We start from the raw sequence: 18,988 nt of genomic DNA, 5'->3' as shown, positions 1-18,988 counted from the left end.
GCTGTAATCGGATGAACTGCTCAGATAATGACATCGCCAATGGGCATCGCCAAGATGAATTGCAACAAATTTATGATCTGTTAGTGATCGGTGGTGGAGTCAATGGTACGGGTATTGCAATGGATGCTGCAGGGCGTGGATTAACGGTTGCTCTTTGTGAAATGGAAGACCTTGGAGGGGCTACGTCATCGAATAGCAGTAAGCTGATTCATGGTGGTCTTCGTTATCTAGAGCATTACCAGTTCGGGTTGGTCAAAAAAGCCTTGGCAGAACGTGAAATACTGCTAACTAATGCACCTCACATTATGTGGCCGTTACGTTTTATTTTACCTCATCGTCCTCATCTAAGACCTGCTTGGATGATACGTATCGGATTATTTCTCTATGATAACCTTGCGAAAAGAGAAACGTTGCGTCCCTCTCGGGGGGTAGAGTTTGATCAGAATTCACCGTTAAAAAGTGAAATCAGAAAAGGCTTTATCTACTCCGATGTTTGGGTTGATGATGCCCGCTTAGTTGTCTTGTGTGCCCTCGCTGCACAAGAGCATGGCGCCAAGATATTAACCCGAACACAAGTCACGAAGGCGCAGCGCATCGACGGACTCTGGTCGATAACCTTAACTGATGTGATCACAGGTGAAACTCGATGCGTTAAAGCAAAAGGGCTGGTGAATGCCGCAGGACCTTGGGCAAGTCGTTTATTCGATGACGCTTTTTCCATTAAAGCGCCTAAAGAGATTCGTTTAGTTAAGGGGAGTCATATTGTTGTTCCTAGAATGTGTATGGGAGAGGAGGCGTTTATTCTTCAAAACGAAGATGAGCGTATTGTTTTCGTTATACCCTATGAGCAACAATTTTCATTAATCGGAACTACTGACGTTGAGTATGCCGGTAATCCGCGAGATGCAAAAATCTCGGCGGAGGAAGTTGAATATTTAATTTCCGTCGTGAATGCACACTTCAAAAAACAGATTACCGTTGATGATGTTGTCTGGACTTTTTCTGGTGTACGTCCATTGATGGATGATGAAGTCGCAGATGCAAAAAAAGCATCAAGAGACTACAGTTTTGAGATAGATTCTGTCGCTGGTCAAGCACCTTTACTTTCCGTATTTGGTGGTAAATTGACCACTTATCGTAAATTAGCAGAAGCCGCTACCAACGCTATGTGCGAGTATTTCCCCGGTTCAGGGGACGCTTGGACTCAAACAGCCAAGCTTCCCGGTGCTGATTTTATCGATCCACAGGAGTTGTTTTCATCACTTGCATTAGAATTTCCTTGGCTTCCGTCTTCTTTACTTACACGTTACGTCCGATCCTACGGAACTAGGGTAAAGAATTTTTTAGCGGGGACTCAATCAATGACGGATTTGGGACAGCATTTTGGTTCTGAGTTGTATCAAATTGAAGTGGATTATTTGATCAAGCATGAGTGGGTCGTTGAGTTAGATGATTTGATTTGGCGCCGAACTAAACTGGGTCTGTTGTTAAGTCATGATGAAAAACAAAACTTAGCACACTATCTACAGAGTCAGTTAAAAAGATGAACATCAGGATAAGAGTGCAATAATATAAACTATTGATTAGTATTAATATAACTTTATTCGGCGATAAAAATTACAAAAAAGGGCAAGTTATGACAATCAGAGTGGGCATTAATGGGTTTGGTCGAATTGGACGTATGGTGTTCAGAGCTATCGAAAAAGAGTTTAGTGATCAGTTTCAGGTAGTCGCAGTCAATGACCTGCTAGATCCAGATTATTTAGCCTATATGTTAAAGCTTGATTCTGTGCACGGACGATTAGATAAAGAAATAACCTTTACTGATGGGCTATTAAATGTTTCAGGTCATTTAGTCAGACTCACTGCAGAGCGTGATCCAGCAAACCTCGCTTGGGGTGACGTAGATGTTGATGTGGTTTTGGAATGCACGGGCCTGTTTTTAACTGAAGAGGACTGTCAGAAACATATTAATGCAGGTGCTAAAAAAGTCGTCATGTCGGCTCCTTCTAAGGATTCAACCCCGATGTTTGTGTATGGCGTTAATCACCAGAATTACGCCGGTCAAGCGATTGTATCCGGAGCTTCTTGCACAACGAACTGTTTGGCACCTATTGCTAAGGTGCTTCAGGATAACTGGGGTATTAAGCGTGGATTAATGTCCACAATTCATGCAGCAACGGCTACCCAAAAAACGGTTGATGGTCCTTCCACTAAAGACTGGCGCGGTGGGCGAGGTATTTTAGAAAATATCATTCCTTCATCGACGGGTGCTGCAAAGGCGGTAGGTAAGGTTTTACCTGAGTTGAATGGCAAATTGACCGGTATGGCGTTTAGAGTGCCTACGTCAAACGTATCGGTTGTAGATCTAACGGTAGAGTTGGAAAAGCCTGCTCAATATGAAGAAATTTGCAATGCGATGAAAGCCGCTTCAGAGTCAGGTGAAATGGCTGGTGTGTTGGGTTACACCGACGAAAAAGTGGTTGCCACCGATTTTCGTGGCTGTAACTTGGCCTCTATTTTTGATGCGGGGGCTGGTATCGCATTGGATGAGCACTTCGTCAAAATTGTCTCATGGTACGATAATGAATATGGTTACACCTGTAACATGTTGCGTTTAGCATCGGTGATCAATCAGTCATAACTAAGTTTTTTACCAGATTGATGACATTCGTGTTCTCATCTAATCATGAAGTAGGTTCTATTAAATGCAACGCAGAACGAAAATAGTCGCAACACTGGGTCCATCGACAGATTCACTTGAGAAAATTTCACAGCTTATCCAAGCGGGTGCCAATGTTGTGCGACTGAACTTCTCGCATGGCAGTGCAGAAGATCATCAGCGCCGCGCAACATTGGTGAGAGAAGCGGCTGCACAATTGGGTCGTTTTGTTGCCATCTTGGGGGATCTTCAAGGTCCGAAGATACGCGTAGCGCGCTTTGTTGAGTCAAAGATATACCTTAATGTGGGTGATGCATTTGCGCTTGATGCAAGTTTGGATAAAAACGCTGGTACCCAGCATGCGGTCGGTATTGACTACGAAAATCTAGCTCAGGACTGTCAGCCGAATGATCTTCTGCTGTTGGATGATGGTCGAGTCCAGCTTAAAGTCATCAAGATCGTTGGTTCACGTTTAGACTGCGAAGTGATAGTTGGCGGCCCACTTTCTAATAATAAAGGCATCAACCGCTTGGGTGGTGGATTATCAGCAGGGGCTCTGACGGATAAAGATCGTGCCGATATTGTTACTGCTGCGATGATCGACGTAGATTATTTGGCAGTGTCATTTCCTAGAAATGGCGACGATATTCGTGAAGCGCGTCTATTATTTCAACAAGCAGGCGGTAACGCAGGACTGATAGCAAAAATTGAAAGAGCTGAAACGGTCAGTTGTGTTGAGAATATTGACGAAATTATCGAGGCATCCGATGGTGTCATGGTCGCTCGGGGCGATCTAGGTGTTGAGATTGGTGATGCTGAACTGATCGGTATTCAAAAGCTCATCATTGAACGTGCCCGTTCTTTGAATAAAACCGTCATTACCGCAACACAAATGATGGAGACCATGATTACCCAGCCGATGCCAACACGAGCAGAAGTGTTCGATGTTGCTAACGCAGTACTAGACGGAACCGATGCGGTGATGCTTTCTGCTGAAACTGCGGCAGGTAGTTATCCTGTTGAAACCATTCAGGCCATGGTGCGTGTCATTGTTGGTGCTGAGAAAAACCGTCATTCACAAGTGTCAAAGCATAGAATGAACGAAGTCTTTCATAAGATCGACGAGTCGATAGCCTTAGCGGCGATGTATACAGCAAATCATCTTAATGGTGTGAAGGCAATTATTGCGATGACAGAAAGTGGTGCAACCCCTTTATTGATGTCTCGCATCCGTTCAGGTTTGCCCATTTATGCCTACTCAAAAAACCCTAAAACGCAGCGAAAAGTTGCACTTTACCGTGGTGTAAAAACGGTTCCATTTGATTCGACGAATATGCCACTTGATCAAATTAACTACAATGCTGTTTCCGAACTGGTCAAGCGTGGAGTGGTTCAAGAAGGGGATGTGGTCATTATTACAAAAGGCGACTATGTCAATGCGCAAGGTGGTACGAATACCATGAAAATTGTGCGTGTCGGCGATGTTATTCAATAAATAGAAGGAAGAGTCACCCCTGTTGATGAATTCACAGCCAAGGAAGGCTGCTTTTTTTGAGATTTATGTTCATAAAGTGTTGACGGATAAATTCAAATCCGTACAATACGCACCACTTAAACACGACGCGGGAATAGCTCAGTTGGTAGAGCACGACCTTGCCAAGGTCGGGGTCGCGAGTTCGAGTCTCGTTTCCCGCTCCACGTGTTAAGTGATTTATGATGTGTCCCATTCGTCTAGTGGCCTAGGACACCGCCCTTTCACGGCGGTAACAGGGGTTCGAACCCCCTATGGGACGCCATTTTTCATCTCTCTTGTATCTTTCTTCATTCAGCCTTAATCTTTAGATATAAAATCTTAGACACTTAATTCTTCTGGTGTTTTTTATGGCTTGGTTCGCGTCCATTTTAAGCGTCGCCCTTAGTGCTGCCCCTTGGTTGTTGTTCGGTTTAGTGGTGGCTGGCCTTATCAAAGCCTTTCTACCAGAAGCATTACTACAGCGTTGGTTAGGCGGTCATAGTTTCGCCAGTATCTCCCGAGCCGCGATCATTGGCGTACCTTTACCGATGTGTTCTTGTGGCGCCATTCCGACTGCGTTAGCGCTGCATCGAGCTGGGGCCGGTAAAGGTCCTACTACCAGTTTTCTGATATCGACACCGAGTGTAGGCGTTGACTCTATTTTAGTGACCAGTGTGCTAATGGGTCCGTTTATGGCGCTTGCTCGGGTGGTCGGTGCTATATCAACAGCTATCGTGACGGGTCTGGCTGTGTCTGCTACTGATAAGGAAGTCTCGGTCGTTACCGAGATACCCAAAAGCTCATCAAGTTGCTGCGGGGGAGGTTGTTCTTCTAAAAAAACAACTCAACAAGAAACTCAAGAAATTCAGCTGAAAGTTAAAGCAGGTTTGAAGTATGCTTTCAGTGATTTATTGGATGATATGAGCAAGTGGATGTTTGTTGGGTTTCTGCTTGCCGGTATTCTCATTACTTGGGTGACACCCGAAGTACTCGCAAGTCTATCTGACGGTATACTGCCGTTGATCGTTATGGCATTAATTGGCATACCTTTATACATTTGTGCTGCTGCGGCTACACCGATTGCCGCTGGTTTATTACTGAGTGGCGTGTCTCCTGGTATGGCATTGGTATTTATGCTGGCTGGACCTGTGACCAGTGTGGCCACCTTAGCTGTCTATCGTCGAGAGCTAGGAAATCGAGCATTGTTCACCTACTTAGTCAGTATTGTTTTTGTTACTGTCAGCTTGGGCATATTGTTAAATGTGTTTATGCAGATCATGGCAATAGATCCAGTTATTCAGGCCAGTCGTATTCAAGAACTCATGCCTGTCTGGGTAGAAGTGTTATAATTACTTATCTTTACACTCATGGCGGTTAAACCACTTCGGAAACGTTTCTTTAGCTTCTGAGCGGTCAGGGTTGAATTTCTCTAATCTTCACCTCATATAAAGGCTATTGTCTCTAGTAGCTATTGTTCCATTCAAGGATACATTATGACTCCCGCTTTAAAAATTGAAGGCTTGCGTAAAACCTATAAGAATGGTTTTGAAGCCCTCAAAGGTATTTCTCTTGATGTTCAAGAAGGTGATTTTTTTGCCCTGTTAGGGCCTAACGGGGCTGGAAAATCAACCACGCTGGGCATCGTTTCCTCCCTAGTCAATAAATCCTCAGGCGAGGTTAAAGTGTTTGGCTATGATCTTGATACCGAAAAAGCCTTGGCTAAAATGCAGCTCGGTGTCGTCCCACAAGAGTTCAATTTCAATGCCTTTGAGAAAGTTCAAGACATCGTGGTTACTCAAGCTGGCTACTATGGTATTGGTCGTAAACAAGCGCTAGAGCGATCTGAAACTTACCTGAAAAAATTGGGGCTATGGGAAAAACGTAACGTCGCAGCACGACAGCTTTCGGGTGGTATGAAACGCCGCTTAATGATTGCCAGAGCGTTGGTACATGAACCACGTTTATTGATCTTAGACGAGCCTACAGCAGGGGTTGATATCGAGTTAAGACGCTCCATGTGGCAGTTTCTGCGTGAAATTAATGCTCAAGGAACTACGATCATATTAACCACCCACTATCTTGAAGAAGCTGAATCCTTATGTCGTAATATTGCCATTATTGATAAAGGACATATCGTCGAAAACACCAATATGAAGTCTCTATTGCAACGTTTGAATATCGAGACCTTTATTTTTGATTTAGCTGAAGATGTGACAGAGCTTCCTGAACTGCCAGGCTACTCACTGCGTTTGACTGATGCCCATACGTTAGAAGTCGATGTGGATAAACAAAAAGGCCTTAATCAAGTGTTTAGTGGCTTAACCGAACAGGGTATCCATGTTTTGAGTATGCGAAATAAGTCCAATCGTCTCGAAGAGTTATTTGTTTCTTTGGTAGAAAATTCGTTAGATAAGGAGGGTGCAGCATGAGCCCTCGTTTAATCTTTACCGCGTTTTGGACCATAGTCGTCAAAGAAATTCGCCGTTTTACCCGTATTTGGGTACAAACCCTGTTACCGCCAGCTATCACCATGACACTCTATTTTATTATCTTCGGTAACCTGATTGGTTCTCGAATCGGTGAAATGGGTGGCTTTGATTATATGCAGTACATTGCGCCGGGTTTGATCATGATGTCGGTGATCACCAACTCCTATGGCAATGTGGTTTCATCTTTTTTTGGCACCAAATTTCAACGAAATATAGAAGAGCTGTTGGTGGCACCCGTTCCTAACTGGGTTATTTTAGCGGGCTATGTCACCGGTGGTGCTGCCAGAGGTTTAGGGGTGGGTATCATCGTGACTGCCTTGTCTTTATTCTTTACCAATCTACATATCAGTCATATCTGGATAACACTGAGTACCGTCATACTGACTGCCATTGTGTTCTCGTTAGGTGGCTTCATCAACGCGGTGTATGCCAATAGCTTTGATGATATTGCCATTATTCCGACCTTTGTGCTGACGCCTTTAACCTACTTAGGCGGAGTTTTTTACTCAATTTCATTGTTGCCTGCTTTCTGGCAGGGGGTCTCTCAACTCAATCCTATTTTATATATGGTGAACAGTTTCAGGTACGGTATTCTGGGCGTTAGCGATATCAATATTGGCTTTGCATTTGCTATGATTATTATGTTTATCGTGGTGCTAGGTAGCTATGCAATGCACCTACTCAATACTGGTAAGGGGATTCGTAGTTAATGCGAGAAGAGGACGTAGTAAACAGCTCACCATTGGGTCATGAAACGACTTACATCAATCAATATGATCCGTCATTGCTCTATCCCATAGACCGTCATTTGAATTGGCAGGAAAGAGGGATTCAACGAGATTCTCTGCCATTTAAAGGTGTTGATCTGTGGAATGCTTACGAAATTTCCTGGTTAAACCCAGAAGGTAAACCGTTGGTTAGAATTGGTGAGTTTCGTATACCGTCAAACTCTAGCCATATCATCGAATCTAAGTCTTTCAAGCTGTATCTGAATTCATTCAACCTGACCCAGTTCGCCTCAGAAAAAGAAGTGCTAGCAAAGATGCAGCAAGATCTCAGTCAGGCTGCTGGCGCTCAGGTACAGGTCAAGTTATACAAAGTCAATGAAACTTCACCGATTGAACGTTTGCAAGGTGAGTGTATCGACGATTTACCACTGACGGTAATGCATTACACGCCAGCACCTGAGTGTTTAGTGATTTCTCATCGTGTTGTAGAAGAATCACTCGTCAGTCATTTACTCAAATCCAATTGTCCAGTGACTGGTCAGCCAGATTGGGCGAGTATTCAGATACGCTACAAAGGGCCTGCAATAGACCATACCGGACTCTTGGCATACCTGATTTCCTATCGAGAGAAGGGTGACTTTCACGAGCAGTGTGTTGAAAATATTTTTATGGATATCTGGCAGCGTTGTAAACCGCAAAAACTGACTGTCTATGCGCGCTATCTTCGTCGTGGAGGATTAGATATTAATCCTTATCGCTCAAGCATTGCATCGGAACCCACCAATCCACGTTTGTCTCGACAATAAACCAGGACTACCTTATGAATAGCATTGATCTGTTGTTAAACCGAGTTTCATCCCCTGTATTGGATCTTCCCGCTCCGACAGCAGATCAATTGGATATAATGTATCGTGCCGCCTTAAGAGCGCCAGACCACGGCGGTATGCGTCCTTATCGTTTCTTACAAATTGAAGGTGAGGGGCGTCAAAAATTAGGTCAGGTGTTTGTTGAAGCGGCTCAACAATCAGGTGATCCGCTTACAGAAGCTGAGCTGGAAAAATTACAAAATGCCCCATTGCGAGCACCCACCATCGTCGTGGTGATTGCAACCTTGCAACCTCATCCCAAAGTGCCTGAAATTGAACAGCAATTGTCGGCAGGCTGTGCGGCTCATGGCTTGGTATTAGCGGCATTTGCTCAGGGTGTAGATGCGATATGGCGTAGTGGGAAAATGGCTTTTAATGGTTGGGTAAACCAGCGTCTAGGTCTTGAAGCGAATGAACAGATAGTTGGCTTTATTTACCTTGGCAAAGCGCGTAAACATAAGATTGTACCCTGTCCTGCAGTGGGCGAGTTTGTGCAGTTGTGGGGTAAGTCATGAGTCAAAAGGATCCATTTTTAACTTGGTTAAACGAAATGATACCGATGACTCAAGCCATGGGTATCACCCACTGTGAATATTCTGAAGGTGTCTTATCGTTATCTGCGCCTTTAGATCCCAACAAAAATGACAAAGGAACTGGATTCGCTGGCGCCACCACTGCACTTGCAACACTTGCAGGTTGGAGTTTAATTACACGGTACACTCAAGCGCTTGGTCTTGATTGCGAAGCAATGGTGGTTGAGAGTCAGGCGAAATACCTTCGTCCAGTCACACAAGACTTTACCGCAAGGGTTCAATTGCCTTCTGATGAGATGTGTCAGGAATTTCAACTGCAACTAAAGCAGAAGGGTCGTGCACGTATGCTGTTGGAGGTTGTTATTACTGAAAAAGATCAACCGGCACTCATTTTACAAGGTAGCTATTTAGCACGTCTGAAAACCGCTAATCTACAATGAGTGCTCGGCACTTCTCCGTGATTACTCTTCAACAACCTGCTGAACCCGCTCAGCGCGCTCAATAATCACCGGTGTGGTTGGTACATTTTGATGTCCACCACGTGAACGCGTTTGCATTCTGGAAATGGCAAACACCACATCATGTCCTGCACTGACTTGACCAAATACGGCATATCCTGGGCGTAACGGATGCCCATCTAAATTACCGTTATTGGCCACATTAATAAAAAACTGTGACGTTGCACTATCTGGATCATTGGTCCTTGCCATCGCAATAGTACCACGGGTGTTGCTGAGTCCATTGGTTGATTCATTAGCAATTGGGGCTGCAGTTTCTTTACGTTGTAAATTCACGTCAAAGCCACCTGCCTGAATCATAAAGTTCGGAATAACACGATGAAAAATTAAGCCATCATAAAAGCCTTGATCAACATAGTTTAGAAAATTGGCTACTGTGATCGGAGCATTAACGGGATCAAGCGTCAGTTCAATATCACCCTGATTGGTAATAAATCGAACTTGAACCGGTTCATCGGCTGCATGAAGCTGAAATGACCCTACAAAGAACAAAAGTATAATGCCCAAAAAACTTAATTTCATAATGGATTTCCTGTATAAACCAAACTAATTGTTTCTAAAGCGTCATCTTACTGTGAGGTAGCGTTATAGATCCAGTAATTCAACAACCTTTAAAACCGGAAATCTATTAATGAAATCCATGAAGTTGAAGTCAAAGCTCTTGCTCATGTCGCTTGTACCTGTGTTAATTATTTCAATTGGCTTGTTGTTACTGGTGAATCATCAGATGCGACAATCGGGTGCTGAAGAGATTGAACGGGTTCGAGATTCCTTGATGGACAGTAAGCGCGAAGCCTTGCTCCATCACGTAGAAATTGCCATGACGGCAGTCAAACCTTATCTGTCATCAGCTAACCCCAGTGCTCAACAATTAGATTCTGCCCGAGCGGTATTGCGCAGTATGCGTTTTGGACCTGATGGTTATATGTTTGCGTTCGATCAATCTGGTAACACCTTGATTCATGGTATGTCCCCACAACTTGAAGGTCGTAATTTATACGATTTAGCTGATCCTGAAGGGGTCAGGTTGGTGCGTGATTTAATCCAAGAAGGGTTAAAAGGGGGAGGGTATGTTGGCTATATTTGGGACGAACCTACTCGAAACGGATTAACGCCTAAGCTCAGTTACGCAGAGGCCATGTTGGGTAACCAGTGGATCGTTGGAACTGGCTTTTATATCGATGATGTAGATGCAGCCGTTGCCGCTCAGCAAGCGATTCTTGATGCTCAGGTTAGTCAGACGTTAATACGTATTTCCTTAAGTGCTTTACTTATTTTGGCGTTAGCCTGCATTGCTGTATTAATTATTGGGCAACGCATCGTGAGACCAGCGGAACAAACCTCTAAAGCCTTAAAAGATATTGCTGAAGGTGAAGGTGATCTGACCAAGCGCTTAGAAGTGATTAGTGATGATGAGATTGGACAAGTTGCCCAAGAATTCAACGTCTTTACTGACAAAATTCACCAGCTGGTTAAAGAAGTCAAAGCATCAATTGAAAGCTTGAGCGAGTCAACTGAGGTGATGAAAGTGGTTGTCAGTCGCAGCCATGAAGATTCATCTTTACAACAATCCGAAACAACTCAAGTTGCGGCTGCTATTCATGAAATGTCTGCAGCGGTGGAAGAAGTTGCTGGCAGTGCTTCAAAAGCGGCTTCTGCAGCACTGGAAGCGGATAAAGAAGCGAGAGCAGGTCAGCAAGTTGTGGGTCAAACCATTCAAGCGATTAATCGTCTTGCCACTGACGTTAACCGTGCTGCTGATGTCATAGAACTTCTGGGTAATAATGCTGAAGCGATTGGCAGTGTGATTAGTGTAATTAATAACATTGCCGATCAAACCAATCTGTTGGCATTAAATGCGGCTATTGAAGCAGCGCGCGCAGGGGAGCATGGGCGAGGTTTTGCGGTGGTCGCGGATGAAGTACGTACCTTGGCTAATCGAACTCAGCAAAGCACTGAAGAAATTCAGCAAATAATTAACGCACTGCAAGAAGGTACGCGAGATGCCGTTTCGGTAATGAAGCGAAGCAGAGAAACTACCAGTGAAACGGTTAATCTGGCAGCTCAGGCAAATGACTCGCTGAATACGATAGCCTATTCTGTGGGGACGATTACTGAAATGAACACGCAAATTGCCAGTGCTGCTGAGGAGCAAACCGCAGTAGCGAATGAAGTGAGTCAAAGCATCCAAAAAATTGCTGATACTGCAGAGCATGGTAAGCGTAATACCGATGAACTTGCAGATACGTCTGATCGTATCACAGTATTGCAACAGCGACTCAATACGCTGGTCGCACGATTTAGAATTTAACGAACAGCGCGATAACGCAATCATCAAAATCCAAACAAGCCCTCTGTACGTAAAAAGCTTTTAGGTTTTCTACACAGAGGGTTTTTTATGAATCAAGCAGTTTTCTACCGACAGACCAGTTTCCGTTTTGTCATCATTGCTGTGCTATGGTTATTGATAACTATTCCAGTATGGGCCGCTGTGTCGGCGTCAACCGCTCCTCGTATTACCACACCCGAGCAAGTTTTTGCACTTTATGGTCAAAAAGTAGAGTTTGATGTTTATCGAAGCGGGCGTTCTATAGGTTCTCATCGTCTTGAATTTAGCGAAGAACAAGGCATGTTGCGAGTGGATGTTGAGATGGATCTTCATATTCGCGTGTTGGCCGTATTTAATTATCGTTACAACTATCAAGCGATTGAGTGGTGGAAAGATGGTGTGTTACAACAATTAGAAGTTCAGGTTAACGATGACGGAGATTTAACTCGCTTAAGTGCTTTTCTAGAGGGCGATCAGCTGCGTCTTGTTGAAGGAGATGAAACACGTTGGTTGCCGAATGATTTAATCACAACCAATCACTGGAACATCGCTATTTTGTCGCAAGAAGCTGTGCTAAATACACTGACAGGTGAATCGAGTCGTTTATCCGTTGAGTTTTTAGGCGATACGAAAGCGCCGGCTGGAGGTGAAGAGGTGGCGGTTCGTTTATATCGTTTGGGTGGCGAGTTAGAAGACACACAAACTTGGTATGATGAGAATGGTCGTTGGTTAGGTATGGAATTTAGTGCTCGTGACGATTCCCGCATTCGTCTTATCAATCTTACCATTGGGGGTTAACCAATCATGTCATCATGGCAGACCGTATGGATCACTGGCGGTGGAAGCGGTATTGGCTTGGAAGTGGCTAGACAGCTAGCTAAATCGGGTGTTGATGTCGTGATCAGCGGTCGTAATGCGGGTAAGTTGCAGCAAGCCTGTGATGAGGTTGGCGCCGGAAATATTTCAGGATCTATTCATCCGCTACCCTGTGATGTTACTGACTTGGATTCTGTTAAAGCTGCTTGGGAAAGTTTAGTAGAAACATACGGCTTACCTGATTTGGTGTTACTGAATGCAGGTGATCATCAGCCGATTAGTCTAGATAACTTTGATCCCGCCATCTTTGAACGCTTAATGAAGGTAAACTTTCATGGTGTGGTTAACTGTCTTGCCAGTGTGATCCCAGCATTTTGTCAGCGAGGTCAAGGTCATATAGGTGTGGTTGCTTCCGTTGCCGGTTATCAAGGTTTACCGACCGCAGCAGCCTATGGAGCCAGTAAAGCAGCATTGATTAATGCCTCAGAAGCACTTTATCCAGAACTTAAATTAAAAGGGGTGGATCTTTCACTGATTAATCCGGGTTTTGTGCGAACACCATTGACCGATAAAAATACCTTTGAAATGCCCTTTCTGATTGATCCAGAACCGGCAGCCGCCAGAATCATTTCTGGGCTAGAAAAGAAACAATTTGAAATTGCCTTTCCTACTCGGTTTGTTATCTTGCTGAAGTTGCTAAAGCGATTACCTTATTCCGTGTACTTTAAGCTCACTAAGCAACTGATTACAAAATCCTAAACGGATTTTAAGGATGGAACATGTCACCTCAAGCTGCAGTAGAGTTATGTCACCGTTATTGCGATCTATTTTCTAACTTAACACCCGAAACGCTAGATCAATTCAAAGCCATCGTTAGTGACGATATTCATTTTAAAGACCCATTCAACGACGTTAGAGATTTTAACAAGATGAAGCAGATCTTGTCTGAGATGTTTGAACATACCGATGGACCTGCTTTTAACGTCTATGAACAAAATGTGTTTGATGATCATGCTTGGTTGCGCTGGCAGTTTAATGCCACGTTACCGGTGATTGGGCTGCTATCGGTGGATGGAGCTTCAAGAATTTCGATGGATTTAACTCAGGGAAGGGTAATAGAGCATATTGATTATTGGGACAGTGCACCTATTTACATGCGCTTACCATTGTTAGGGCTGTTGCTCCGTCAAATACGTAAGCGCATGTCAGCTAAATAGTGTTATCTAATCATTGCCTTCAGTGGAGGGAATTAAACTAAAAGGTGGTTCATTTAGTTGATCAGCACGCATAAAGGATAAGGTTACTTGACCTAATTCTACTCCCCATTTACGAACGCTAGCTCTGTTCATTAACACACCACCCGGTTGTAGATACATCCAATCATCAAAAGCAACTCGCCACGAACCGTCACCAACTTTTAGATCCATTCGGTAACGCCAACTTAAGGCATTGCCACGGACTTGCCCTTCAGCGGTTCCCACAATATCATCAGCGCGTCCTTCGTAGCGACCATCGCCGAGCGAATTAATTCGCCATATACGACGATCCTCTTCGCCATCTGAGTATAAAAAGTACTCATCTAATACCAAGGTTTCGCCATCCATAAAGGCATCAATTTCTACTAAAAACTCACGACGTAAGTTACCGAATCGGTCTTCAAAAATACCCCAGGCATAAACTCGGCCAGAAAAATATTCCTCAAGCACTAAGTTGGGTTCGCGGTTATCGAATTCATCAATTTTCATATGGCTACACCCGGTGAGAATCAAAAGGATGATCATGCACAGCAGCAGTAGACGTTTCATCCAAGGGTCTCCGTTTTTCGCGTTGATCAAGACGTCGAATGATCGCTTGATGGTGAAGGTTGCTCAAAGGAAATTTCCATAAAAGAGCAACGGCAATGGCTTTAAGTACGCCGGGTAGTAGTGCGTAGATCATACCTAAGGCAAGTACAGGTGCGATCATTTCTGTGTTGAAGCCAGAGAGTTCAAGAAGCCCTAAGGCAATTAAGGCAGCAAAGGCAAGGGCTAATTTAGTGGCTGCATTCCAAAGCGCAAACAATAAACTGGTTTGCCGACGGCGATAGCGAAAGCGATCCCAATCGGTCACTTCGGCTTGAATAGCATGGGGCAAGGCTAGATCGGCACCCAATGCCGCGCCGGTGATAATACAGATGATGCCAAATAAATAAGCATCACCAGGACCCAGCCAAGCGGCAGGAATAAAAGCGATGAGTGCGATGCTCATGGCGATTTGCCACAACAGAATCTTCTCGTAGGTTTGACTTAACTTTAGCCACAGCGGCAAAGCACAGCAGGCTGCAACAAAGTAGATCAAGATAAAGATAGGGCGTTGGGCAGCCTCAAGCCCCAGCACCGAGGTGATATATAGAGGAAAGAGTACCGCAGGAATACCATTCGCGACCCCATTGATAAACCAAGCAGAGACTAAGCGCATGGCCGGTGTGTTATTTAGAACCTCTCGCCAATGTCCCAATTCAAGCCCCGCACGACTGACAGGGGCGGGGACTTTCATTAAAAGACGATAGATAGCTAAGGCACCGAATGCGATGGTAAAGATCGCCATGCTCCAGAGCATTTGTCGTGTAGACCATCCAAGTAGCAGTAATAATGGGATGCTGGCAGAGATAAGCAACCCAATCAGGGTTAACCCTTCTCTTAAGGAAACAGCTCTAGAGCGTTGGTAGCTATTTGAACTTAAATGGCTAAGCCAGGTAATGTAGGGAACTTGAACGAGCGTCCAACCTAAATACAGTAACAGCGCACCCATCATCAACGAAATCGCAGGGGCTGCTTCCAGTGGATCTATGAGTAACATCAGTGCAGGAATGCAAAGCAATCCACCTAATGCCAGTGTCCACTTAAATTGCTTTGGAGAGGCATAATCAAGCCAGCGACCGATCAAAGGATCGGTAACAACATCGGTTAACCGAGCCAACATTAACACTAAACCGGTTAAGAATAGTGATAAGCCTATTTCTTCTACGTAGTAAGTCGGTAGTAAGATATAAACTGCAACGGTAGGCACTGCCAGAGGTAATGCTGGCAGTGCGTAGTTCCAGAGTTGTTGGCGTGAGAGTGTACTCATTCGCTGTGAGTAAGCTGGTAAAATCCAACATCGATGGCTTTATACCGAAAACCGCCTTCACAATAAGCTAAGTAATAAAGCCACATACGACGGAAACGCTCGTCAAACCCTTGTGTTTGAATACGCGGCCACTGCTCAATAAACTGGTGACGCCAAATGGCAAGGGTTTGCGCATAGTCCAGACCAAAGAACTGACTTTGTTCAAGCTGCAATCCTTGCTGTTCTAACGAGTGTTGTAAGCGCTCTGGGCTAGGCAACATGCCACCCGGAAAAATATAACGTTGAATAAAGTCTGGGTTCTTACGGTAGCTATCAAAACGGTTATCATCAATACTAATGACCTGCAGTACAGCACGACCACCTGGCTTGAGTCGTTTTTTGAGTGTCTGGAAGTAGGTAGACCAGTTCTCTTCTCCGACCGCTTCAAACATTTCAATCGACACGATATGATCGTAAGTACCAATTACATCTCGGTAATCCGTTAAACTAAAGCGACATAAAGAGTCTAGCCCTGCTTTTTTAATCCGCTCTTGTGCAAAAATTAGTTGCTCACGCGAAAGCGTGATGCCTTCAACCTTAACACCAAACTCTTTCGCGGCTAGCTCCGCAAAGCCACCCCAGCCACAACCGACTTCAAGCACGGTTTGACCGGGTTTCAGATCCAGCAAGGTCGCAATACGACGATACTTTTCTTCTTGAGCTTCATTTAAGCTCAATTCCGGCGTGGTAAATAATGCTGAAGAATAAGTCATGCTCGGATCTAGCCATAACTGATAAAAATCGTTACCTAGATCATAGTGGTAGGCGATATTGCGACGACTTCCGCGTTTGGTATTGGCACGACGCCAATGCAGGATACGATTCAGTGTTCGAAGCCACAGTTTACCATCGCTAAGATCGGGCATGCGTTGTTCGTTGCCCAGTGCCCAACAGACTAACGAAACGAGATCGGGACTATCCCATTCACCTGCCATGTAGCTTTCTGCCATGCCCAACTGTCCACCGGTTAGTAAGCGCTTTAGTGGGCGAAAGGAGTTTAGGCGAATTTCTGCTCTGGGTTCACCTTCACGAGCTTTACCAAATTGAATTTGCTGGCCGTTAGGTAACTCTAAATCCAGCGTACCGTATTCAAGTTCGGGTAGTCTTTTAAGAACTGCACTGAAAAGGCGGCGGTTGAACCAGCTATGATCTGCTAGTAATTCGCTGGTACTTAAGGTCTGATAATGTGAAGGCTTCATGACAGGCTGACTCCTTGTGGATGAACAAGCGATACCCGGTAGCTGGGATGATCAGGGCGAGGCTGAAGTTTCATGCCTTTTCGCCATAGATTGAGCGCTTCCCAGTGGATACCACCCATCACTTTTAAGGTCATCAAAGGATGACGGAAATAGGTTGTAATAACTGATTTTTTTTCTATAGCAATACGTTCGCCAGTAAAGCTGGCATCAAATAAGGCACCTTCGCTATCGGTTTGTCGAATACGAACGGCAACCTTTTCTGCAGGCGGCAGCATTTGAAATTGGTAATCTGTTTCCATCGGCATAAAGGGAGAAACATAAAAATCTTTACTCGCTTGCTGACGAATGATGGAAGAAGATGGTTCAACAGGAATAAGGTAGCTGCGTCTTTGTTTAAAGGTATTAGACACTTCGTAGAGTATTGCCTTTACATCACCGGACTCGTCGTGGCAGTAAAATACACTCAACGGATTAAAGACATACCCTACTACCCTTGGGTAGCAGAGAAGACGAATCGCTCCATTGCCCGTATCGATGTTGTGATCTTTCAATACGTTTTGGATCTGAATACGTAGTGGTGTATCTGAACCATCACCATGATCCCGATGGTAAAACGAAAATAGATTAAACTTATCCACTGAGAAACCGGGTAATTGGTTTAGTTGATCAAGTTCATCTAGGTCAATTAACCATGAGCTTACCTTGTAAGTAAAACGATGCTTTACAGGGCGAAAACGATGATGAATCACTTCACCTCGGTAAATGGCTGAGCTTAAGCCAGCACTCATGCAACCGCCTCCCGACATTCACGTGCGACTGGGCGTGGTTTGCTATGCACATGGATACGACTGTTTGGATTATCCAAGTGCCAAGGTCGTTGAACCCCACCAAGCGCTTCGGCGACCGCTAAACCTGATTGAATACCATCTTCATGGAAGCCATAGCCAAACCAAGCTCCAGCAAACCAAGTGTTTTGAACGCCTTGAAGATCCCATAAGCGTTTTTGTGACTCGATAGAATCTAGGTTAAATGCAGGGTGATCATACAAGAAGCTGCGATGAATGGTGCCTTCAGCAGGTTCTTGCATGGGGTTGAGCGTGACAAACAGTGGCGCTGACTCAGGAATATGCTGTAGGCGGTTCATCCAGTAAGTCACACTGATATCATCTGTTTTACCTGCTTCAGAGTTAGCCAAGTAGTTCCAGCTTGCCCAGGCTTTACGTCGTTTGGGCATCAGACTCTCGTCACTGTGCAAAATGGCTCGATTACGCTGATAAGGGAAATGCTTCAACAGTGTTAGCTCATCGTGAGTGGGAGCAGCTAACATATCTAAAGATTGATCAGCATGGCAAGCTAAAACAACATGATCGAAAGTTTCACGCTTTCCATGCAAATCTTCCAAAATAACTTGTCCCTGATGGCGATGAATTCTATGAATATGACTATTAAGACGGATAGGGTTTTTTAACGAGTTCAATACTTTGTTCACGTAATGGTGGCTGCCGCCGACTACCGTGCGCCATTCGGGTCTATCCGTTAGTTGAACCAGTCCATGATTTTGGCAAAAGCGTAAAAAGGTTTGCGCAGGATATTCCAACATTTTGTCAGCAGGAGTCGACCAGATAGCCGCACCCATGGGTATTAAGTGCTGATTGATAAACGCTTTGCTATAACCTTGTTGCACTAACAGGTCGCCAAGTGAGAGTTGCTGAAAAGCTGGATCAGTAGCAAACCGATCAGAGTGACGGTAAAAATGCAGTAAGTCACGAATCAGTCGCCAGAAGTTAGGTTTGACGATATTAGTGCGCTGAGCAAACAGGCCGTTTAGGTCCGTACCGCTATATTCAAGCTTTCCATTATCCATACTCACCGCGAAAGACATTTCAGTGGAGCGGCTTTCAACCTCTAGTGCATCGAAGAATTTGACCAAGTTGGGGTAATTCACAGGGTTAAAGACAATAAAACCGGTATCAACATCGATATCTTGACCGTTTTTATTGACGACCACGGTGTTGGAGTGTCCGCCTGGGCGATCATCTTTCTCGAAAAGCGTTACGTTGTGGTGTTGATTAAGTAACCATGCGCTTGAAAGGCCAGAAATCCCTGAACCTATGACTGCAATTTTTAATGGTCTCATCACTTTCACTTTCATATTCTGGCCTCATGCCGGATCTAGGTTATATTTTTT

General features: G+C 44.6%; 19 protein-coding genes and 2 tRNA genes. 15 read left to right on the top strand and 6 right to left on the bottom strand.

All coding sequences use genetic code 11. The features are described from left to right. Positions 1–11 precede the first annotated feature (11 nt). From glpD to F7R24_RS00620, 11 genes are all read left to right on the top strand, one after another. On the top strand, positions 12–1,547 hold the full coding sequence (gene glpD / locus F7R24_RS00670; protein WP_151669312.1) for a glycerol-3-phosphate dehydrogenase: 1,536 nt from the start codon (positions 12–14) through the stop codon (positions 1,545–1,547). Positions 1,548–1,636: 89 nt separating this feature from the next. Then, the gene (gene gap, locus F7R24_RS00665) at positions 1,637–2,644 is read left to right on the top strand and encodes a type I glyceraldehyde-3-phosphate dehydrogenase (RefSeq protein WP_151669311.1); all 1,008 of its coding nucleotides are present in this window, start codon (positions 1,637–1,639) and stop codon (positions 2,642–2,644) included. A gap of 64 nt (positions 2,645–2,708) precedes the next feature. After that, positions 2,709–4,157 (top strand): pyruvate kinase, encoded by a 1,449-nt coding sequence (pyk, locus tag F7R24_RS00660; RefSeq protein WP_151669310.1) that lies wholly within the window; start codon positions 2,709–2,711, stop codon positions 4,155–4,157. 127 nt (positions 4,158–4,284) lie between these two features. Further along, positions 4,285–4,360 (top strand) — tRNA-Gly (locus tag F7R24_RS00655). Positions 4,361–4,382: 22 nt separating this feature from the next. Then, positions 4,383–4,458, top strand: a tRNA-Glu gene (locus F7R24_RS00650). 85 nt (positions 4,459–4,543) lie between these two features. Beyond that, the gene (locus tag F7R24_RS00645; protein WP_151669309.1) at positions 4,544–5,524 is read left to right on the top strand and encodes an SO_0444 family Cu/Zn efflux transporter; all 981 of its coding nucleotides are present in this window, start codon (positions 4,544–4,546) and stop codon (positions 5,522–5,524) included. 144 nt (positions 5,525–5,668) lie between these two features. Then, positions 5,669–6,604 (top strand): ABC transporter ATP-binding protein, encoded by a 936-nt coding sequence (locus F7R24_RS00640; protein ID WP_151669308.1) that lies wholly within the window; start codon positions 5,669–5,671, stop codon positions 6,602–6,604. Further along, positions 6,601–7,374, top strand: coding sequence for an ABC transporter permease (locus F7R24_RS00635; protein ID WP_151669307.1), 774 nt, complete (start codon positions 6,601–6,603; stop codon positions 7,372–7,374). Before F7R24_RS00640 ends, F7R24_RS00635 begins: the two co-directional genes overlap by 4 nt. Further along, entirely contained in the window at positions 7,374–8,198 is an 825-nt protein-coding gene (queF, locus tag F7R24_RS00630) for an NADPH-dependent 7-cyano-7-deazaguanine reductase QueF (RefSeq protein WP_151669306.1), read from the top strand. Before F7R24_RS00635 ends, queF begins: the two co-directional genes overlap by 1 nt. A gap of 14 nt (positions 8,199–8,212) precedes the next feature. Next, positions 8,213–8,773 carry a nitroreductase family protein gene (locus F7R24_RS00625; RefSeq protein ID WP_151669305.1) on the top strand — a complete coding sequence of 187 codons (561 nt, stop codon included), beginning with the start codon at positions 8,213–8,215 and terminating at the stop codon, positions 8,771–8,773. Beyond that, entirely contained in the window at positions 8,770–9,231 is a 462-nt protein-coding gene (locus F7R24_RS00620; RefSeq protein ID WP_151669304.1) for a YiiD C-terminal domain-containing protein, read from the top strand. The genes F7R24_RS00625 and F7R24_RS00620 overlap by 4 nt, the downstream gene beginning before the upstream one ends. A 21-nt stretch (positions 9,232–9,252) precedes the next feature. Here F7R24_RS00620 and F7R24_RS00615 read toward each other — a convergent pair whose 3' ends face one another. Further along, positions 9,253–9,831: a peptidylprolyl isomerase gene (locus F7R24_RS00615; protein ID WP_151669303.1), complete on the bottom strand. Its 579-nt coding sequence runs from the start codon at positions 9,829–9,831 to the stop codon at positions 9,253–9,255. Between the two features lie 109 nt (positions 9,832–9,940). On the opposite strand from F7R24_RS00615, the gene F7R24_RS00610 reads away from it, so the two are divergent. The 4 genes from F7R24_RS00610 to F7R24_RS00595 all read left to right on the top strand — a co-directional run bounded on the left by F7R24_RS00610 (position 9,941) and on the right by F7R24_RS00595 (position 13,671). Beyond that, positions 9,941–11,620 carry a methyl-accepting chemotaxis protein gene (locus tag F7R24_RS00610; protein WP_151669302.1) on the top strand — a complete coding sequence of 560 codons (1,680 nt, stop codon included), beginning with the start codon at positions 9,941–9,943 and terminating at the stop codon, positions 11,618–11,620. A gap of 87 nt (positions 11,621–11,707) precedes the next feature. Then, positions 11,708–12,436: a DUF6134 family protein gene (locus F7R24_RS00605; protein WP_151669301.1), complete on the top strand. Its 729-nt coding sequence runs from the start codon at positions 11,708–11,710 to the stop codon at positions 12,434–12,436. A 6-nt stretch (positions 12,437–12,442) separates the two neighbouring features. Continuing rightward, positions 12,443–13,213 (top strand): SDR family NAD(P)-dependent oxidoreductase, encoded by a 771-nt coding sequence (locus F7R24_RS00600; protein WP_151669300.1) that lies wholly within the window; start codon positions 12,443–12,445, stop codon positions 13,211–13,213. Positions 13,214–13,233: 20 nt separating this feature from the next. Then, positions 13,234–13,671 carry a nuclear transport factor 2 family protein gene (locus F7R24_RS00595; RefSeq protein ID WP_151669299.1) on the top strand — a complete coding sequence of 146 codons (438 nt, stop codon included), beginning with the start codon at positions 13,234–13,236 and terminating at the stop codon, positions 13,669–13,671. A gap of 6 nt (positions 13,672–13,677) precedes the next feature. On the opposite strand, the gene F7R24_RS00590 is transcribed toward F7R24_RS00595, so the two are convergent. From F7R24_RS00590 to F7R24_RS00570, 5 genes are read right to left on the bottom strand one after another with little or no spacing between them, the layout of a single operon-like run. Next, complete coding sequence (locus F7R24_RS00590) at positions 13,678–14,199, bottom strand: DUF3833 domain-containing protein (RefSeq protein ID WP_240775925.1); 522 nt, start codon at positions 14,197–14,199, stop codon at positions 13,678–13,680. A 4-nt stretch (positions 14,200–14,203) separates the two neighbouring features. Continuing rightward, positions 14,204–15,562 carry an MFS transporter gene (locus F7R24_RS00585; RefSeq protein WP_151669297.1) on the bottom strand — a complete coding sequence of 453 codons (1,359 nt, stop codon included), beginning with the start codon at positions 15,560–15,562 and terminating at the stop codon, positions 14,204–14,206. Next, positions 15,559–16,800 (bottom strand): SAM-dependent methyltransferase, encoded by a 1,242-nt coding sequence (locus tag F7R24_RS00580; protein ID WP_151669296.1) that lies wholly within the window; start codon positions 16,798–16,800, stop codon positions 15,559–15,561. The genes F7R24_RS00585 and F7R24_RS00580 overlap by 4 nt, the downstream gene beginning before the upstream one ends. Beyond that, positions 16,797–17,588 carry a DUF1365 domain-containing protein gene (locus F7R24_RS00575; RefSeq protein WP_151669295.1) on the bottom strand — a complete coding sequence of 264 codons (792 nt, stop codon included), beginning with the start codon at positions 17,586–17,588 and terminating at the stop codon, positions 16,797–16,799. Before F7R24_RS00575 ends, F7R24_RS00580 begins: the two co-directional genes overlap by 4 nt. After that, positions 17,585–18,937 (bottom strand): NAD(P)/FAD-dependent oxidoreductase, encoded by a 1,353-nt coding sequence (locus F7R24_RS00570; RefSeq protein ID WP_240775924.1) that lies wholly within the window; start codon positions 18,935–18,937, stop codon positions 17,585–17,587. Before F7R24_RS00570 ends, F7R24_RS00575 begins: the two co-directional genes overlap by 4 nt. Positions 18,938–18,988: the final 51 nt, after the last annotated feature.

This window comes from Nitrincola schmidtii (genome assembly GCF_008973715.1).
Taxonomy (GTDB): domain Bacteria; phylum Pseudomonadota; class Gammaproteobacteria; order Pseudomonadales; family Balneatricaceae; genus Nitrincola; species Nitrincola schmidtii.
Note: the sequence above shows the minus strand (reverse complement) of the source record. Positions and strands in the feature narration are given on the sequence as shown.

Bases quoted from the DNA above. Each gene is read 5' to 3' on its own strand.
- glpD (WP_151669312.1), top strand. From the start codon at position 12: ATGAACTGCTCAGATAATGACATCGCCAATGGGCATCGCCAAGATGAA.
- gap (WP_151669311.1), top strand. From the start codon at position 1,637: ATGACAATCAGAGTGGGCATTAATGGGTTTGGTCGAATTGGACGTATG.
- pyk (WP_151669310.1), top strand. From the start codon at position 2,709: ATGCAACGCAGAACGAAAATAGTCGCAACACTGGGTCCATCGACAGAT.
- F7R24_RS00645 (WP_151669309.1), top strand. From the start codon at position 4,544: ATGGCTTGGTTCGCGTCCATTTTAAGCGTCGCCCTTAGTGCTGCCCCT.
- F7R24_RS00640 (WP_151669308.1), top strand. From the start codon at position 5,669: ATGACTCCCGCTTTAAAAATTGAAGGCTTGCGTAAAACCTATAAGAAT.
- F7R24_RS00635 (WP_151669307.1), top strand. From the start codon at position 6,601: ATGAGCCCTCGTTTAATCTTTACCGCGTTTTGGACCATAGTCGTCAAA.
- queF (WP_151669306.1), top strand. From the start codon at position 7,374: ATGCGAGAAGAGGACGTAGTAAACAGCTCACCATTGGGTCATGAAACG.
- F7R24_RS00625 (WP_151669305.1), top strand. From the start codon at position 8,213: ATGAATAGCATTGATCTGTTGTTAAACCGAGTTTCATCCCCTGTATTG.
- F7R24_RS00620 (WP_151669304.1), top strand. From the start codon at position 8,770: ATGAGTCAAAAGGATCCATTTTTAACTTGGTTAAACGAAATGATACCG.
- F7R24_RS00615 (WP_151669303.1), bottom strand. From the start codon at position 9,831: ATGAAATTAAGTTTTTTGGGCATTATACTTTTGTTCTTTGTAGGGTCA.
- F7R24_RS00610 (WP_151669302.1), top strand. From the start codon at position 9,941: ATGAAATCCATGAAGTTGAAGTCAAAGCTCTTGCTCATGTCGCTTGTA.
- F7R24_RS00605 (WP_151669301.1), top strand. From the start codon at position 11,708: ATGAATCAAGCAGTTTTCTACCGACAGACCAGTTTCCGTTTTGTCATC.
- F7R24_RS00600 (WP_151669300.1), top strand. From the start codon at position 12,443: ATGTCATCATGGCAGACCGTATGGATCACTGGCGGTGGAAGCGGTATT.
- F7R24_RS00595 (WP_151669299.1), top strand. From the start codon at position 13,234: ATGTCACCTCAAGCTGCAGTAGAGTTATGTCACCGTTATTGCGATCTA.
- F7R24_RS00590 (WP_240775925.1), bottom strand. From the start codon at position 14,199: ATGAAAATTGATGAATTCGATAACCGCGAACCCAACTTAGTGCTTGAG.
- F7R24_RS00585 (WP_151669297.1), bottom strand. From the start codon at position 15,562: ATGAGTACACTCTCACGCCAACAACTCTGGAACTACGCACTGCCAGCA.
- F7R24_RS00580 (WP_151669296.1), bottom strand. From the start codon at position 16,800: ATGAAGCCTTCACATTATCAGACCTTAAGTACCAGCGAATTACTAGCA.
- F7R24_RS00575 (WP_151669295.1), bottom strand. From the start codon at position 17,588: ATGAGTGCTGGCTTAAGCTCAGCCATTTACCGAGGTGAAGTGATTCAT.
- F7R24_RS00570 (WP_240775924.1), bottom strand. From the start codon at position 18,937: ATGAGACCATTAAAAATTGCAGTCATAGGTTCAGGGATTTCTGGCCTT.